This window comes from Mycobacterium sp. NGS68 (assembly GCF_059812195.1).
Genome location: NZ_JCALCE010000005.1, coordinates 165,729 through 182,500 on the forward strand (window position 1 = coordinate 165,729; position 16,772 = coordinate 182,500).

At 68.1% G+C, this 16,772-nt stretch carries 14 protein-coding genes; 5 read left to right on the forward strand and 9 right to left on the reverse strand.

Annotated features, from left to right (window positions below; all coding sequences use genetic code 11):
* Window position 1 precedes the first annotated feature (1 nt).
* Window positions 2–1,240 (forward strand): phosphoglycerate kinase, encoded by a 1,239-nt coding sequence (locus AC5Y5V_RS08500; protein ID WP_499932780.1) that lies wholly within the window; start codon window positions 2–4, stop codon window positions 1,238–1,240.
* Window positions 1,237–2,022 carry a triose-phosphate isomerase gene (gene tpiA, locus AC5Y5V_RS08505; RefSeq protein ID WP_499932782.1) on the forward strand — a complete coding sequence of 262 codons (786 nt, stop codon included), beginning with the start codon at window positions 1,237–1,239 and terminating at the stop codon, window positions 2,020–2,022. The genes AC5Y5V_RS08500 and tpiA overlap by 4 nt, the downstream gene beginning before the upstream one ends.
* Before the next feature lie 179 nt (window positions 2,023–2,201).
* On the opposite strand, the gene AC5Y5V_RS08510 is transcribed toward tpiA, so the two are convergent.
* Window positions 2,202–2,810 carry a hypothetical protein gene (locus tag AC5Y5V_RS08510; RefSeq protein ID WP_499932784.1) on the reverse strand — a complete coding sequence of 203 codons (609 nt, stop codon included), beginning with the start codon at window positions 2,808–2,810 and terminating at the stop codon, window positions 2,202–2,204.
* 9 nt (window positions 2,811–2,819) lie between these two features.
* Entirely contained in the window at window positions 2,820–3,059 is a 240-nt protein-coding gene (secG, locus tag AC5Y5V_RS08515; protein ID WP_499932786.1) for a preprotein translocase subunit SecG, read from the reverse strand.
* 221 nt (window positions 3,060–3,280) lie between these two features.
* Here secG and ppc point away from each other — a divergent pair, with 221 nt between their 5' ends.
* Together ppc and AC5Y5V_RS08525 are read left to right on the forward strand one after the other, a co-directional pair.
* On the forward strand, window positions 3,281–6,097 hold the full coding sequence (gene ppc, locus AC5Y5V_RS08520) for a phosphoenolpyruvate carboxylase (RefSeq protein ID WP_499932788.1): 2,817 nt from the start codon (window positions 3,281–3,283) through the stop codon (window positions 6,095–6,097).
* A 16-nt stretch (window positions 6,098–6,113) separates the two neighbouring features.
* A complete protein-coding gene (locus AC5Y5V_RS08525; RefSeq protein WP_499932790.1) occupies window positions 6,114–6,914 on the forward strand; it encodes a DUF1206 domain-containing protein in 801 nt (266 codons plus the stop codon).
* 77 nt (window positions 6,915–6,991) lie between these two features.
* Here AC5Y5V_RS08525 and AC5Y5V_RS08530 read toward each other — a convergent pair whose 3' ends face one another.
* From AC5Y5V_RS08530 to tkt, 7 genes are read right to left on the reverse strand one after another with little or no spacing between them, the layout of a single operon-like run.
* A complete protein-coding gene (locus AC5Y5V_RS08530) occupies window positions 6,992–8,278 on the reverse strand; it encodes a cytochrome P450 (RefSeq protein ID WP_499932792.1) in 1,287 nt (428 codons plus the stop codon).
* Between the two features lie 3 nt (window positions 8,279–8,281).
* The gene (locus tag AC5Y5V_RS08535; protein ID WP_499932795.1) at window positions 8,282–8,674 is read right to left on the reverse strand and encodes an ATPase; all 393 of its coding nucleotides are present in this window, start codon (window positions 8,672–8,674) and stop codon (window positions 8,282–8,284) included.
* A 25-nt stretch (window positions 8,675–8,699) separates the two neighbouring features.
* Complete coding sequence (pgl, locus tag AC5Y5V_RS08540; protein ID WP_499932798.1) at window positions 8,700–9,443, reverse strand: 6-phosphogluconolactonase; 744 nt, start codon at window positions 9,441–9,443, stop codon at window positions 8,700–8,702.
* The gene (gene opcA, locus AC5Y5V_RS08545) at window positions 9,440–10,351 is read right to left on the reverse strand and encodes a glucose-6-phosphate dehydrogenase assembly protein OpcA (RefSeq protein WP_499932800.1); all 912 of its coding nucleotides are present in this window, start codon (window positions 10,349–10,351) and stop codon (window positions 9,440–9,442) included. Before opcA ends, pgl begins: the two co-directional genes overlap by 4 nt.
* 54 nt (window positions 10,352–10,405) lie before the next feature.
* Window positions 10,406–11,947 (reverse strand): glucose-6-phosphate dehydrogenase, encoded by a 1,542-nt coding sequence (gene zwf / locus AC5Y5V_RS08550; protein WP_499932802.1) that lies wholly within the window; start codon window positions 11,945–11,947, stop codon window positions 10,406–10,408.
* The gene (gene tal, locus AC5Y5V_RS08555) at window positions 11,944–13,065 is read right to left on the reverse strand and encodes a transaldolase (protein WP_499932804.1); all 1,122 of its coding nucleotides are present in this window, start codon (window positions 13,063–13,065) and stop codon (window positions 11,944–11,946) included. The genes zwf and tal overlap by 4 nt, the downstream gene beginning before the upstream one ends.
* Before the next feature lie 16 nt (window positions 13,066–13,081).
* Complete coding sequence (tkt, locus tag AC5Y5V_RS08560; RefSeq protein ID WP_499932806.1) at window positions 13,082–15,172, reverse strand: transketolase; 2,091 nt, start codon at window positions 15,170–15,172, stop codon at window positions 13,082–13,084.
* 299 nt (window positions 15,173–15,471) lie between these two features.
* On the opposite strand from tkt, the gene AC5Y5V_RS08565 reads away from it, so the two are divergent.
* Window positions 15,472–16,386 carry a heme o synthase gene (locus AC5Y5V_RS08565; protein ID WP_499932808.1) on the forward strand — a complete coding sequence of 305 codons (915 nt, stop codon included), beginning with the start codon at window positions 15,472–15,474 and terminating at the stop codon, window positions 16,384–16,386.
* Window positions 16,387–16,772 lie beyond the last annotated feature (386 nt).

Genomic DNA, 16,772 nt, shown 5'->3' on the forward strand with positions numbered 1-16,772 from the left:
CGTGGCCATACCGACTCTCAAAGACCTGCTCGCCGAAGGTGTTTCGGGTCGCGGCGTGCTAGTGCGCTCCGACCTGAACGTCCCGCTGGACGACGAGGGCAACATCACCGATCCTGGCCGCATCACCGCGTCGGTGCCGACGCTGAAGGCGCTGATCGACGCCGGCGCCAAGGTGGTGGTGACCGCCCACCTCGGCCGGCCCAAGGACGGCCCGGACCCGAAATATTCGCTGGCGCCGGTGGCCGCCGCGCTCGGGGAGCAACTGGGCCAACACGTGCAGCTGGCCGGTGATGTCGTCGGCGGCGACGCCCTGGCCCGCGCCGAGGGCCTGACCGACGGCGACGTGCTGTTGCTGGAAAACATCCGTTTCGACAAGCGGGAGACCAGCAAGGACGACAACGAGCGCCTGGCTCTGGCCCGGCAGCTCGCCGAATTGGTCAGCCCGGGAGGCGCTTTCGTCTCCGACGGCTTCGGTGTGGTGCACCGCAAGCAGGCCTCGGTCTATGACGTCGCCACCCTGCTGCCGCACTACGCGGGCACGCTGGTCGCCGACGAGATCAAGGTGCTGGAGCAGCTGACCAGTTCCACCGAGCGGCCGTACGCGGTGGTGCTCGGCGGGTCGAAAGTGTCGGACAAGCTCGGTGTCATCGAGTCGTTGGCCACCAAGGCCGACAGCATCGTCATCGGCGGTGGCATGTGCTTCACCTTCCTCGCGGCACAGGGATATTCGGTCGGCAAGTCGCTGTTGGAAGAAGACATGGTCGAGACCTGCCGCAACCTGCTGGACACCTACGCCGACGTGCTGCGCCTGCCCGGCGACATCGTGGTGACCGAGAAGTTCGCCGCCGACTCGCCACCACAGTTCGTGGACGCCAACGCGATTCCCGAAGACCTGATCGGCCTGGACATCGGGCCCGGTTCGATCAAGCGGTTCGCCACGCTGCTGTCCAACGCCAAGACGATCTTCTGGAACGGGCCGATGGGCGTGTTCGAGTTTCCGGCGTACGCGGCCGGCACCAGGGGAGTGGCCGAGGCGATCGCCGCGGCGACCAAGAAGGGCGCGTTCAGCGTGGTCGGCGGCGGCGACTCCGCCGCGGCGGTGCGCGCGCTGAAAATCCCCGAGGGCGACTTCTCGCACATCTCGACCGGCGGCGGCGCATCGCTGGAATACCTTGAGGGCAAGACGCTTCCCGGTATCGAGGTCCTGGGCCGTGAGCAACCAACTGGAGGGGACGCGTGAGCCGCAAGCCACTGATCGCCGGCAACTGGAAGATGAACCTCAATCACTTCGAGGCGATCGCGCTGGTCCAGAAGATCGCGTTCGCGCTGCCGGACAAGTACTACGACAAGGTCGACGTCACGGTGCTGCCGCCGTTCACGAACCTGCGCAGCGTGCAGACCCTCGTCGACGGTGACAAGCTCCGGTTGACCTACGGCGCCCAGGACCTCTCGCAGCACGACTCCGGCGCCTACACCGGCGACATCAGCGGAACTTTTCTGGCCAAGCTGGGCTGCAGCTTCGTCGTCGTCGGGCACTCCGAGCGGCGCACCTACCACGACGAGGATGACGCGCTGGTGGCCGCCAAAGCCGCCGCCGCCCTCAAGAACGGGCTCACCCCGATCGTGTGCATCGGCGAGCACCTCGACGTACGGGAGGCCGGAAACCACGTGTCGCACAACGTCGAACAGTTGCGCGGCTCGCTGGCCGGACTGTCGGCCGACCAGATCGGCCAGGTCGTGATCGCCTACGAGCCGGTGTGGGCGATCGGAACCGGACGGGTCGCCAGCGCGTCTGATGCTCAAGAGGTGTGCGCGGCGATCCGCAAGGAACTGGCCTCGCTGGCCACCCCCGCGATCGCCGACAGCGTTCGGGTGCTCTACGGCGGTTCGGTGAACGCGAAGAACGTCGGGGACATCGTCGCTCAGGAGGACGTCGACGGAGGCCTGGTCGGCGGCGCGTCGTTGGAAGGCGAGCAATTCGCGACGCTGGCGGCCATCGCCGCCGGTGGACCCCTTCCGTAGTCAGCGACTGAGCAGCCCCAGTATCGGCGGTAGCACTCGAGTTCAACCGCCTGGTGGATAGTTCACCGGCGGTGGCCGTCAGCCGACTCTCGGCGGCAGTGGCGGTGGGACGGCACCGGCCCCTGCGGAGGTCATCGACGCGCACGCGAGGGCGAGCGCACCCGCTGTGACGACGGTCGTTAGCCCCCCCGGGCGGCGGTCAGCGCCCCGATCAGGGCGAACAGTATCGCCAAGACAACGGGTACCACCGTGAAGGCGATCATGATTCCGACGCCCTTGTAGCTTTGCGGTGCGGGGCCCAGCGAACCCCCGCTGAACGCCCAGATCGGTGCCTTGTATTCGAGTTCAGTCAGCCTGCCTGGGTAAACGTCCACCATGCTGTCCGCCGGCCCGCACTTAGGCGGTAAGAAATAGGGGACGTGTACGTGCACGTGGTGGGGGCCCGGCCGTGCCGGCATCACCGTGCGCCCCCAACCCACTGCCGGCGCCTGATAACCGTCGACAAAGACCTTTGGCTTGAACATCGGCATCCACGACAGCGGGAAGCACTGGGTGTTGACGGCTACACCTTCGGCCGGCTGCCCGTACCCTTGCGGCGCGCCGTATGGCTGCACCTGCGATGGTGCCTGCGGATAGGGGGGCTGCGCCTGGGGATAAGGCTGATACGGCCCTGGCGGCTGTCCGTACTGGGGCTGTCCGTACTGCGGCTGTCCGTATCGGGGCTGTCCGTACTGCGGCTGTCCGTGTCCGTGCTGGGGATATGGCCCGGGGCCCTGCGGATAGTTCATCGGCGCAGGTCAGTGCACGTGGTACTTGATAGCCAGCGCGACGCCGACGATCGATACGAACCAGATACCGGTGATGAACAGCGTCAACCGGTCCAGGTTCTTCTCCACGACCGTCGACCCGGACAGGCTGGACTGCACCCCGCCGCCGAACAGCGTCGACAGGCCGCCACCCTTCGCACGGTGCAGTAGCACCAGCAACACCACGAGCACACTGGTGACCACCAGCGTGATCTTCAGGGCCAACATCATGAGGGGCAGCCTACCGAACGCCGGTTGAACGGGCCAAAGCCGTCGAGCCTGCCGCCACGGCGAGTCCGCGGCCCGATGGCACGGTGACTTTGCGGCTACCGCGCAAAAGCGCGAGTGCGGGCCGCAGTGAGCGCAGACTCAGTGAGGGAACGGCGCAGTGCGCACCGACGCGGCCGCCCCACGGGAGGCGGTGGCGGGGAATCGCAACGATACTGGGAACCATGGCCGAACCCACCGATGCCACCCCAGAAGCGCTGGAACCGATCGGTGCCGTGCACCGGACGCGGGTCGGCCGCGAAGCGACCGAACCGATGCGCGCCGACATCCGATTGCTGGGCGCCATCCTCGGCGACACCGTCCGCGAGCAGAACGGTGACGAGGTGTTCGAGCTCGTCGAGCGCGCCCGGGTGGAGGCGTTCCGGGTGCGTCGCTCCGAGATCGACCGGGCCGAGATGTCGAGCATGTTCGACGGCATCGACATCCACCAGGCGATCCCGATCATCCGCGCGTTCAGCCACTTCGCGCTGCTGGCCAACGTCGCCGAAGACATCCACCGGGAGCGCCGCCGCAGCGTTCACGTCGGCGCCGGCGAACCGCCGCAGGACAGCAGCCTGGCGGCTACCTACGCAAAACTCGACCGCGCCGAGCTGGATTCGGAAACCGTCGCCGACGCCCTGCGCGGCGCGCTGGTGGCTCCGGTGATCACCGCCCACCCCACCGAAACCCGTCGGCGCAGTGTCTTCGCCACGCAGCACCGGATCACCGAGCTGATGCGGTTGCACGCCGAAGGACACACCGAGACCGACGACGAGCGCGACATCGAGGACGAGCTGCGCCGGCAGATCCTCACGCTGTGGCAGACCGCGCTGATCCGGCTGTCGCGGCTGCAGATCAGCGACGAGATCGCCGTCGGGCTGCGGTATTACGCGTCGGCGTTCTTCAAGGTGATCCCCAAGGTCAACGCCGAGGTCCGAGACGCGTTGCGGGCCCGCTGGCCCGACGCCGACCTGCTCGCGCAGCCGATACTGCAGCCCGGCTCCTGGATCGGCGGTGACCGCGACGGCAACCCGAACGTGACCGCCGAGATCGTGCGGCTGGCCACCGGCAGCGCCGCGCACACCGCGCTGGCCCACTACCTGGTCGAACTCGACCATCTCGAGCAGGAGCTGTCGATGTCGTCCCGGCTGCTCAAGGTCAGCCCCGAGCTGGCCGAGCTGGCCGACGGCTGCCAGGACAAAGCCCGCGACGACGAGCCGTACCGTCGGGCGGTGCGGGTGATCCGCGCCCGGCTCACCGCGACGGCCGCCGAAATCCTCGACCGGCAACCGCAGCACCTGCTCGACCTGGGGCTGGCGGCCTATGCCACGCCGGGGGAGCTGCGCGCCGACCTGGACACGATCGACGCGTCGCTGCGCACGCACGGCAGCGCGTTGCTGGCCGAAGACCGGCTGGCCCTGCTGCGGGAAAGCGTGGGAGTCTTCGGTTTTCACCTGTGCGGCCTGGACATGCGGCAGAACTCCGACGTGCACGAGGAGGTGGTCGCCGAGCTGCTGGCCTGGGCGGGGGTGCACGACGACTACGCCTCGCTGCCCGAGGAGGAGCGGGTCGAGCTGCTGGCCGGCGAACTCAGCACCCGGCGCCCGCTACTCGGTGAGCGTGCGCAACTGTCCGACCTGGCGCGCGGCGAGCTGGGTGTCGTCGAAGCGGCGGCCCGCGCGGTCGAGATCTATGGCCCGGCCGCGGTGCCCAACTACGTCATCTCTATGTGCAAATCGGTGTCGGACGTCCTCGAGGCCGCGATCCTGCTCAAGGAGGCCGGTCTGCTCGACGTGTCCGGGCCGGAGCCGTACTGTCCGGTGGGCATCTCGCCGCTCTTCGAGACGATCGACGATCTGCACAACGGCGCGTCGATCCTGCACGCCATGCTGGAACTGCCGCTGTATCGGGCGATGGTCGCCGCGCGGGGCGAATCACAGGAAGTCATGCTCGGCTACTCCGACTCCAATAAGGACGGCGGGTATCTGGCGGCCAACTGGGCGGTCTACCGCGCCGAGCTGGCCCTGGTCGAGGTCGCGCGCAAGACCGGAATCCGGCTGCGGCTCTTCCACGGCCGCGGCGGCACCGTCGGCCGCGGCGGCGGCCCCAGCTATCAGGCCATTCTGGCCCAGCCGCCGGGGGCGGTGAACGGCTCGCTGCGGCTGACCGAACAGGGCGAGGTGATCGCCGCGAAGTACGCCGAACCTCGCATGGCGCGGCGCAATCTGGAAAGCCTGCTGGCCGCCACGCTGGAGTCCACCCTGCTCGACGTCGAGGGCCTTGGCGACGCCGCGGAACCGGCCTACGCCGTGCTCGACGAGGTGGCCGGCCTGGCCCAGCGGGCGTACGCCGAATTGGTGCACGACACACCGGGTTTCGTCGAGTATTTCAAGGCCTCCACGCCGGTCAGCGAGATCGGGTCGCTGAACATCGGGAGCCGGCCGACGTCGCGCAAGCCCACCGAGTCGATCGCCGACCTGCGCGCCATTCCGTGGGTGCTGGCCTGGAGCCAGTCGCGGGTGATGCTGCCCGGCTGGTACGGCACCGGATCGGCGTTCGAGCAGTGGATCGCCGCCGATGGTCCCGAAGCGTCGGACGACAGGGTGCAGGTCCTGCGCGACCTGTACGAGCGGTGGCCGTTCTTCCGCAGCGTGCTGTCCAACCTGGCGCAGGTGCTGGCCAAGAGCGACCTGGGCCTGGCCGCCCGCTACGCGGAGTTGGTGGCGGATGAATCGTTGCGGCACAGGGTGTTCGACAAGATCGCCGACGAACACCAGCGCACCATCGCGATGCACAAGCTCATCACCGGCCACGATCTGCTGGCCGACAACGTGGCGCTGGCGCGTTCGGTGTTCAACCGCTTCCCGTACCTGGAGCCGCTGAATCACCTGCAGGTGGAGTTGTTGCGCCGCTACCGATCGGGCGACGACGACGAGTTGGTGCAGCGCGGCATCCTGCTGACAATGAACGGGCTGTCCAGCGCGTTACGAAACAGCGGATAACGGGCATTAGGCGGGAGTGCCCGACAACGCGTCGCCCGTCACCCCGGTCGAACTGGCCCAGAACGGGGTCTTCGAGCGATTCGCCCGGGCCGGGTTCGTCGTCAGCGGCATCCTGCACCTGATCGTCGGCTACCTGGCGATGCGGATCGCCTTCGGCGACGGGGGCACCGCCGACCAGTCCGGCGCCCTGGCGACGTTGGCGGCCCAACCCGGCGGATCGATCGCGGTGTGGATCGCCGCCGTCGCGCTGCTGGCGATGGGGTTGTGGCGGCTCGTCGAAACCGTCCTCGGTCGGGCGAGCGACCGGCAACCCTCGCCGGTGCTGGACCGGGCCAAGGCCCTCGGTCTGGCGATCGTGTATCTGGCCTTCGCCTACTCGGCGTTCGGATTCGCCTGTGGGGCGGGGCAGTCCGCCGGCGAGCAGAATTCGACCATCAGCGCGCGGCTGATGCAGACCACCGCCGGAACGCTGGCGTTGATCGCCTGTGGCCTGATCATCGTCGGGGTGGGCGTCTACCACGTCCACAAGGGCGCCAGCCGCAACTTCGTCGGCGACCTCAAGGGCAGGTCGGGCAACCTGGTCCGCCGGTTGGGCATGGTCGGCTATATCGGCAAGGGCGTGGTCATCGCCGGGGCGGGGGCGCTGGTCGTGGTCGCCGCGCTGCGCTCGGAGCCGAAGAAGGCCACCGGCCTGGATGGGGCCCTCAAGACGCTCGGGGCCCAGCCCTATGGCGTCGCGCTGCTGGTCGCCGCCGCGCTCGGGATCGGCACCTACGGCCTGTACTGCTTCGCGATGGCCCGCCTGACCAAGATGTGAGCGGATCGGCGCGGCGGCCAGTCGCACGTTCGGCGCGGCGAAACAGCGGCGCAGCGAGGCGGGAGGGAAACGGCGGGCTATCCCACGACGTAGTCGACGGGACACGGACCGTCGGCCCGGGCCACGCCGCCGATCTGAGCCGGTACCGGCCGCGGGTGCGCAGTCCATCGCGGCGTCAGTCGGTACTGGCGCAGCAGGCGCGTCGTCGCCGCCGTCATCGCCGCCAGCGAGAACGGCTGCGCCGGGCAGGAGTGCCGTCCGTGCCCGAACGCCGTCACCAGCGTGGGCGACGGCAAAGCGTCTTGGTCGGCCAGGCGGTGGCGAGTCCAACGGCCCGGATCCCAGCGGTCCAGGCCGGGCGCCGCGGAGGTGTTGAGCAGCGGGAGCAGGGTGGCGACGACCCAGCCCGGCGGCACCTCGTACGTCACCTCGCCGGTGTCGAGGCGCACCGGCGCCAGCACGGCGCGGGTCATGATCGAACGCTGCGCAAGGCGGGTCGATTCCAGTGCGCAGCGCTGCGCAAACTCGGCGTCACCGCCGCGCACCCGCGCCAGCGCGTCCGGATGCTCTAGCAGATCGACCAACGCCCAGCCCAGTGCGGCCGGCAGATTCGAGATGGACGCGACGTGGATCAGCGCGACGTCCAGCCCGATCCCGCGCAGGCGCACACCTGGTTCCTCGTGCGACCACAGGTCCACGATCCGGCCGAAAAGCCCCGCACCCGAACCGGTGTCGTGCTGGCGCACCGAGTCGGCGATCACGTCGACGACGTCGTCCAGCGCGGCCCGCTCGGCGCGCTTCTGGGACGCCGCGACCGCCGCCATCCGGTCCGGGTGCACGAACGCGTCAGAACCGTCCAGCGCGTCGAAGGCGCCCACCAGACGCTCGAACGCCGCGCCTTCGGCGCAGCCCGGGCCCGCCCACGAGGCCAGCCCCATGCGGTGGGCCAGCCGCCGGGCGAGGTCGAAGACGTCCAACGAGCCCGTCGGCCCGAGCTCGACGACCGTCCGTTCAAGAGCCTGGTCCAGATTCGCCAGGTAAAGGGCCACGTCGTCGCGTCGGAACAACCCGCCGGGCAGCATGCGCCGCCCCGCGAAGATGTCGTCGGGCAGCTTGCGGCGCAACATCAGGAAGTCGGCGACGCCCTTGCTCGCCGCGTCCTCGGTCAGCGCGTAAAACGACTCGACGCCGGCAGGGGAGAACGTGAACAGATAACGGTCGCTGCCGCTTTCGACGACGAACGTGTCGCCGTACCGCGCGCGGGCCTCGGCGATGGCGGCGACGGCGTCGACGACCGAGACGTCCCACGGCAGACCCGTTCCCTCGGCGCGCGGCGGGGCGGGAACCGGGTACCGGCCGGCCACGGTCTAGCGCAGGCCGCGATTTCGCAGCTTGTCCAGCACCCCGCGGACCACGTGTTCGGTCGCCGAGACCGGTGCCATCATCGTCTCGCCCCAGCTCACTATGTTGTCCATCCGCTCGAGGATGGCCTCCACCGGTTGCAGCACCGCGAGCAGGCGTTTGGCCAGATCGTCGAGGCTGGACAGGGTCCCGTCCAGGTGATCCAGGCCGCCTTGCAGGCGTTCGACCGTGGCGTTGAGCGCTGACAGCGACCTGTTCAACTCCACTATCGAAGTGCCGAGGCCGTCGAGGACGTCCTCGACCTGCTCCACCGTCTTGTCGGCATTCAACGCTGCTTGGGTGAGAGTCTTCATTCTTTGCCGAGCCGGCGTAGCGCGCCCGCCGCTTCTATCTGCCATCCGGCCATTATTACCCCGCCGGGTGCTACCCAGGAAGCTTGCTCGCGGCCTCGCTGTCCAGCAGCCACAGCGTGGTCTGCAGCCCGATGGCCCCGGCCGCCGGCATGGAGACCGGGTCCGCGCCACCGACGGCGGCGGCCACCGCTTCGGCCTTGCCCGCCCCGGACACTATCAGCCACACCTCTCGTGAACGCTGAATCGCTGGCAGCGTCAACGTGATTCGCTGTGGTGGGGGCTTGGGGGAGTCCGGGACCGCGACCACCATGCGGGTGGTCTCACGCACGGCGGGGGTGTCGGGGAACAGCGAGTTGATGTGCCCCTCGGGCCCCATTCCCAGCAGGTGCACGTCGAAATTCGGCACGGGCTCGCCAGGTTCGGCGTTGGCGGCCAGCACCTGCTCGTAGGCCAGCGCCGCGGCACCCAGATCGCTGCCGAACTCCCCGTCGCTGGCCGGCATCGCGTGCACGTTGCTCGACGGGATCGCGACGTGATCGAGCAGCGCTTCGCGGGCCTGCTTGTCGTTGCGCTCGTCGTCGGCCTCGGGGACGTAGCGGTCGTCGCCCCAGAACACGTGCACCTTGGACCAGTCGATCTGCCGGCCGTGCGTGTCCAGATACCGCAGTAACGCGATGCCGTTGCCGCCACCGGTCAGCACGATCAGCGCCCGGCCCCGGGCCGCGACGGCGGACTGGACGGCGTCGATCAGCCGCTTGCCCGCGGCCTCGACCAGCGCCGCGCTGTCCGCAAAGATCTCGACCGCGGCACTCATGCGTACTGCACCTTCTCCAGGCCTTCGAGCGCATCCTGGTAGATCTTGTCGGGATCCAGGCGGCGCAGGTCCTCGGCGAGACATTCGCCGGTTACCCTGCGCGGCAACGGAACCAGCGCGTCGGGCCGGGCGGTGCGGCTCAGGGTGGCCGTCACGCCCTCTTGCGGCCTGCTCAGCAGGATGGTTTCGCTCTTGCGCACCAGCTCGACCTTGAGTTCACCCACCACGCGGCGCACCGGCCCGTCGATTCGGCTGGCCAGCCAGCCCGCCAGCACATCAAGCGCCGGCTCGGTCTTCAGGCCGGACACGAGCGCCGACTCGATCGGCTCGTGCGGCGGCAGGTCGACCGCGGAGGTCAGCAGCGCGCGCCAGTAGGTGATGCGCGCCCACGCCAGGTCGGTGTCGCCGGCGGTGTAACCGGGCAGCCGGCCGGTGATGGCCTGCAGCGGATCGATGGCGTTGGTGGCGTCGGTGATGCGGCGAATCGCCAACTTGCCCAACGGATCCTGGGCGGGCACCGCGGGCGCGATGTCGGGCCACCACGCCACCACCGGGATGTCAGGCAGCAGGAAAGGGATCACCACACTCTCGGCATGGCCGGACAGCGGCCCGGACAGCCGCAGCACCACGACCTCGCCGGCGCCGGCGTCGCCGCCTACCCGCAACTGCGCGTCCAGGCGCGGCTTGTCGGCGTACGGGTCGCCCCTCAGGGTGACGATGATCCGGCTCGGGTGTTCGCGGCTGGCATCGTTGGCCGCCTCGATGGACTCCTCGAGCACCGCCTCGCTGTCCGGCGCGATGATCAGCGTCAGCACCCGGCCCATCGTCACGACGCCGGCCTCTTCGCGCAGCGAGTCGAGCTTCTTATTGACCGCGGTGGTGGTGGTTTCCGGCAGTTCGACGATCATCTGCGCCGCTCCTCCTCATCGCTCGTCCCTCGCTCTGCATCGTGACCGCGCGAATCAAGGCCTTCGCCATTCCCGGCCGGTCCGCCGCAGCATCTCAAACGCGGAGTCCGGGCCCCAGGTGCCGGCCGGATACGGGTCGGGCTTGCCGTGGGTCGCCCAGTACTCGAGAGCGGGATCAAGTATCTCCCAAGCTAATTCGACTTCCGCATTGACGGGGAACAGGGACGGCTCGCCGAGCAGCACGTCCAGGATCAGCCGCTCGTAGGCCTCCGGCGACTCCTCGGCGAAGGCCGAGCCGTAGGAGAAGTCCATGTTGACGTCGCGCACCTCCATCGCGGTGCCGGGGACCTTGGACCCGAACCGCAACGTAATGCCCTCGTCGGGCTGCACCCGGATGACCATGGCGTTGGTGCCCAGCTCGTCGGTCATGGTGGCGTCGAACGGCAGGTGCGGTGCGCGTTTGAAGACCAGCGCGATCTCGGTGACCCTGCGGCCCAGCCGTTTTCCGGTCCGCAGATAGAACGGCACGCCGGCCCAGCGCCGGGTGTCGACCTCCAGGGTGATGGCGGCGAACGTCTCGGTGGTGGAATCCTTGGAGAACCCCTCCTCGTCGAGCAGCCCAACCACCTTCTCGCCGCCCTGCCAGCCGCCGGTGTACTGGCCGCGGCTGGTGGTTTCGGCGAGCGGCTCGGCGAGCTGGGTGGCCGAGAGCACCTTGATCTTCTCGGTCTGCAACGACTTCGGCGTGAAGCTGACCGGCTCTTCCATCGCAGTCAGCGCCAACAGCTGCATCAGGTGGTTCTGGATCACGTCGCGGGCCGCGCCGATGCCGTCGTAATAGCCTCCGCGCCCGCCCAATCCGATGTCCTCGGCCATGGTGATCTGCACGTGGTCGACGTAGTGCGCGTTCCAGATCGGGTCGAACAGCTGGTTGGCGAACCGCAACGCCAGGATGTTCTGCACCGTCTCCTTGCCCAGGTAGTGGTCGATGCGGAAGACCGCCTCCTCGGGGAAGACCGAGTTGACGGTCTTGTTCAGGGCCTCGGCGCTCTGCAGGTCGTGGCCGAACGGTTTCTCGATGACGACCCGGCTCCATCTCTCACCCTGCGGTCGGGCCAGGCCGGACTTGTGCAGCTGTTCACATACCACGGGAAACGACTTGGGCGGGATCGCCAGGTAGAAGGCGTGATTGCCGCCCGTGCCGCGCTCGGCATCGAGCTTTTCCAGCGTTTCGGCAAGCCGGCTAAACGCCTCGTCGTCGTCGAAAGAGCCTGGTACGAAACGGAATCCCTCGGCCAGCCGGTCCCAGTTCTCCTGCCGGAACGGCGTGCGACAGTGCTCCTTGACGGCGTTGTACACCACGTCACCGAAGTCCTCGGTGCTCCAATCCCGGCGCGCGAAGCCCACGAGGGCGAACGACGGTGGCAGCAGCCCGCGGTTGGCCAGGTCGTAGATGGCCGGCATCACCTTCTTGCGGGCCAGGTCGCCGGTGACGCCGAAGATCACCATGCCGCACGGGCCAGCGATCCTCGGCAGCCGCTTATCCAGCTTGTCGCGCAGTGGGTTCTGCCACTGCGGCGCCTTGCTTGGGATCATTTGTTGGCGGACTCGAGCTGCGTCTGCGTCTCGTCCAGCAGTTCCTTCCACGAGTCCTCGAACTTCTCGACGCCTTCGTTCTCCAGCACGATGAAGACATCGGTCAGGTCGACGCCGATGGCATCGAGCTTGTCGAAGACCTCTTGAGCGGCCGCGCCGGTGCCGGTGACCGTGTCTCCGGTGACCGTACCGTGATCGGCGACCGCGTCAATCGTCTTCTCCGGCATGGTGTTTACCGTGTTCGGGGCGACCAGTTCGGTGACGTAGAGGGTGTCGGAGTAGTCGGGGTTCTTAACGCCCGTCGACGCCCACAGCGGCCGCTGCACGCGCGCCGCGTCGGCCAGCAGCGCCTGGTAGCGGTCGCCGGCCTCGAACACCTCCTGGTAGGCGGCGTAGGCCAGCCGGGCGTTGGCCACGCCGGCCTGCCCGCGCAACGCGAGCGCGTCGTCGGAGCCGATCTCTTCCAGCCGCTTGTCGATCTCGGTGTCCACCCGGGAGACGAAGAACGACGCCACCGAGTGGATCTTGGACAGGTCGTGGCCGGCCTCGCGCGCCTTCTCCAGCCCGGCCAGGTAGGCGTCCATTACGGCGCGGTGCCGCTCGACCGAGAAGATCAGCGTCACGTTGACCGAAATTCCTTCCGCCAGAACAGCGGTGATGGCCGGGATGCCTTCCTCGGTGGCGGGGATCTTGATGAACAGGTTCGGCCGGTCCACGATCTTCCACAGCTCGACGGCCTGCGCGATGGTCTTGTCGGCATCGCGCGCCATTCGCGGGTCGACCTCGATCGACACCCGTCCGTCGACGCCGTCGGACGCTTCCCACTGCGGCCTCAGTACATCGCAGGCGTCGCGCACGTCGTCGGTGGTGACTGTACGAATCGTGGCATCCACGTCGGCGCCGCGCTCGGCCAGTTCGGTGATCTGGTCATCGTAGGTGTCGCTGTCGGCCAGCGCTTTCTGGAAGATCGACGGGTTGGTGGTCACCCCGACGACGCTCTTGGTATCGATCAGTTCCTGCAGATTGCCCGACTTGATCCGGTCTCGGGACAGGTCATCCAGCCATACCGAAACCCCCGCCGCGCTCAAGGCCGCCAGGTTGGCGTTCTGAGTGGTCATTGCTCATTACCTTCTCTCAGTTGTCCACTACCTGTTCCGCGGCGTCAGCAACGACTTCGGCGGTGAAGCCGAACTCACGGAACAATGTCTTGTAATCGGCGGATTCCCCGTAGTGCTCGATCGACACGATCTTTCCGGTGTCGCCGACGAGCTTGTGCCAGCACTGTGCGATACCGGCCTCCACCGCGACGCGCGCCGAGACCGACGGCGGCAGCACGCTGTCGCGGTAGTCGTCGGGCTGCGACTCGAACCACTCCACGCACGGCATCGACACCACCCGAGCGACAATGTCCTTGTCCGCCAACTGCTTCTGTGCCGCCACGGCGAGCTGCACCTCCGAACCGGTGGCGATCAGCACCACGTCGGGCTCGTCCCCGCCGTCGTCGCCCAGGATGTAGCCACCGCGGGACACGCCCTCGGCGTTGGTGCCCTCGAGGATCGGCACGCCCTGCCGGGTCAGGACCAGCCCGACCGGGCCGCTGTTGGCGCCGCGGGAAAGGATCGTGCGCCAGGCGTAGGCAGTCTCGTTGGCGTCGGCCGGGCGCACCACCGACAGCTGCGGGATCGCGCGCAGCGCCGACAGGTGTTCGATCGGCTGGTGGGTGGGGCCGTCCTCGCCCAGCCCGATCGAGTCGTGCGTCCAGACGTAAATCGGGTCGATGTCCATCAGCGATGCAAGGCGCACCGCGGGCCGCATGTAGTCGGAGAACTGCAGGAACGTTCCGCCGTAGGCGCGGGTGGGGCCGTGCAGCACGATGCCCGACAGGATGGCCCCCATCGCGTGCTCGCGGACGCCGAAGTGCAGCGTGCGGCCGTACCAGTGCGCGGTGTAGTCGTTCGTCGAAATCGACGGCGGCCCAAAGGAGTCGACGCCCTTCATGGTGGTGTTGTTGCTGCCCGCCAGGTCGGCCGAACCGCCCCACAGTTCGGGCAGCTTCGGGCCGACGGCGGCCAGCACCTCGCCGGAGGCCGCGCGGGTGGCGACGTCCTTGGAGCCCGGCTCCCAGGTCGGTATGTCGTCGTCCCAGCCGTCGGGCAACTCCTCGGCGGTCAGGCGGTCCAGCAGCGCCTTGCGTTCGGGTTCGCGCTGCGCCCACGCGTCGAACTCCGGCTGCCATTTCTCGTGGGCTTCCCTGCCCCGCTCGACCAGCTTGCGGGTGTGGGCGAAGACGTCGTCGCGGACCTCGAATTTCTTGTCGGGGTCGAAGCCCAGGATCTTCTTGACGGCCGCCACCTCGTCGTCGCCGAGGGCCGCGCCGTGCGCCTTGCCGGTGTTCATCAGGTTCGGTGCCGGAAAGCCGATGATGGTGCGCAGCGAGATGAACGACGGCCGGTCGGTAGCGGCCTTGGCGTTGGCGATGGCCTCCTCGATGGCGACGACGTCCTCGCCGCCCTCCACTTCCTGGACGTGCCAGCCGTAGGCGCGATAGCGGGCGGCGGTGTCCTCGCACAGCGCGATGTTGGTGTCGTCCTCGATCGAGATCTGGTTGTGGTCGTAGAACACGATGAGGTTGCCGAGCTGCTGCACCGCGGCCAGCGACGACGCCTCCGACGTGACTCCCTCCTCGATGTCGCCGTCGGAGGCGATCACGAAGATGAAGTGGTCGAACGGGCTGGTGCCCGGTTCGGCGTCGGGGTCGAACAGCCCGCGCTCGTAGCGCGACGCCATCGCCATGCCCACCGCCGACGCCAGACCCTGACCCAGCGGGCCCGTCGTGATCTCAACGCCCTTGGTGTGCCTGAACTCCGGGTGCCCGGGAGTCTTGGAGCCCCAGGTGCGCAGCGACTCGATGTCGGAGAGCTCCAGGCCGAAACCGCCGAGGTAAAGCTGCAGGTACAGGGTCAGGCTGCTGTGTCCGGCGGACAGCACGAACCGGTCGCGGCCCAGCCAGTGCGGGTCCGAGGGGTCGTGGCGCATCGTCCGCTGAAACAACGTGTAGGCCAGGGGAGCCAGGCTCATCGCCGTCCCGGGATGGCCGTTGCCGACCTTCTGTACCGCGTCGGCCGCCAACACCCGGATGGTGTCCACTGCCGCCGAATCGATCTCGGTCCAGTCGTCGGGATGGCGCGGTTGGGTAAGCGTCGAGATCTCTTCGAGTGTGGTCACAGATCAGTCCTTGGTCAGTCCGTGGATGCGTGAAGCTGATCAATCCTCACCCTAGTGCGGTGAGGGTTGCTATTGCAGTGCTGGATTCTCCGGCGTTCGAGTTATCGAGTACCCGGAGCCGGCCCGGTAAACCCGTGGTGAAAATTACGCGTCGGTCGCCTACGCTGTGCGATCAGGCCCGCGATCTGGGGAAAATCTGGCTGGAATCGACCCTGCGGCGCGGAGACCGTGGCCATGCTGTCTACCATCGTGTGTAGTAGAAGCTGCGCGCTGCTGGTGGGACCCCGAGGAGTAAATGCGTGAGCGTTCGCGGGCGCGTCGCGCCGAGTCGGATGACCGGCACGGTTTTGGCGTACCTGGCGCTGACCAAACCCCGGGTGATCGAGCTGCTGTTGGTCACCGCGATACCCGCAATGCTGCTGGCCCACCGCGGCCACGTGAACCCGCTGCTGATCCTGAACACGCTGATCGGCGGCATGATGGCCGCGGGCGGCGCCAACACCCTCAACTGCGTGGCCGACGCCGACATCGACAAGGTGATGAAGCGCACCGCGCGACGGCCGCTGGCCCGTGAGGCGGTACCGACGCGAAACGCCCTGGTCCTGGGACTGGTGTTGAGTGTCGGCTCGTTCGTCTGGCTGTGGTGGACCACCAACCTGCTGTCGGGCCTGCTGGGAGTGGCGACCATCGCGTTCTACGTGTTCGTCTACACGCTGCTGCTCAAGCGCCGAACCTCGCAGAACGTGGTGTGGGGCGGCGCGGCCGGGTGCATGCCCGTGATGATCGGCTGGTCGGCGGTCACGGGCACCATCGGCTGGCCGGCGTTGGCGATGTTCGCGATCATCTTCTTCTGGACGCCGCCGCACACCTGGGCGCTGGCCATGCGGTACAAAGACGACTACAAAGCGGCCGGGGTGCCGATGCTGCCGGCCGTGGCCACCGAGCGTCAGGTCACCCGGCAGATCCTCATCTACACGTGGCTGACCGTGTTGTCGACGCTGGTGCTGGCGCTGGCCGCCGGGTGGCTGTACGCCGCGGTGGCCGTGCTGGCCGGGGTGTGGTTCCTGGCGATGGCGCACCAGTTGTACGCGGGGGTCCGCGCGGGCGAGCCGGTGAAGCCGCTGCGACTTTTCCTGCAGTCGAACAACTACCTGGCGCTGGTGTTCTGCGCGCTGGCCGTCGATTCGGTGATCGCGCTGCCGACGCTGTTCTGACCAGGCTTGGCGAGCAGACGCGAAAGCCCCCATTTTCGGCCGAGAACGGTGCTTTTGCGTCTGCTCGCGCGAAAGGCCCGGCCGCGCCTTGGGCGCTGACGTGTCCGCGCGATGCCCGAGTCGGAATGCCAACAACCGCAACAGTTTCCGTATCCGCGGGGCGCAAGCGGTGTTCGTGGCGGCGCCAGCCGTGGAGGGGCCCCGTCCGTGCCCCGATTTGCGACACCACCAGTAGCGATATCGGATGTCTGTGTAATAGCGGCTCTCTGCGTGGCCGGCCAACGACGGAAGGAGTGTCTGGGATGACGTTGTGTGTCGTTCGGAAGGGTCCAGACACCTGCTGTGCGTCGGTCGGCACCGCGCCGTCGTATCCGCCTATCACGGGC

Coding starts and splice junctions, on each gene's coding strand:
- AC5Y5V_RS08510 (WP_499932784.1), bottom strand. CDS start 2,810: ATGAACTATCCGCAGGGCCCCGGGCCATATCCCCAGCACGGACACGGA.
- secG (WP_499932786.1), bottom strand. CDS start 3,059: ATGATGTTGGCCCTGAAGATCACGCTGGTGGTCACCAGTGTGCTCGTG.
- ppc (WP_499932788.1), top strand. CDS start 3,281: ATGGCCGAACCCACCGATGCCACCCCAGAAGCGCTGGAACCGATCGGT.
- AC5Y5V_RS08535 (WP_499932795.1), bottom strand. CDS start 8,674: ATGGCAGATAGAAGCGGCGGGCGCGCTACGCCGGCTCGGCAAAGAATG.
- pgl (WP_499932798.1), bottom strand. CDS start 9,443: ATGAGTGCCGCGGTCGAGATCTTTGCGGACAGCGCGGCGCTGGTCGAG.
- opcA (WP_499932800.1), bottom strand. CDS start 10,351: ATGATCGTCGAACTGCCGGAAACCACCACCACCGCGGTCAATAAGAAG.
- zwf (WP_499932802.1), bottom strand. CDS start 11,947: ATGATCCCAAGCAAGGCGCCGCAGTGGCAGAACCCACTGCGCGACAAG.
- tal (WP_499932804.1), bottom strand. CDS start 13,065: ATGACCACTCAGAACGCCAACCTGGCGGCCTTGAGCGCGGCGGGGGTT.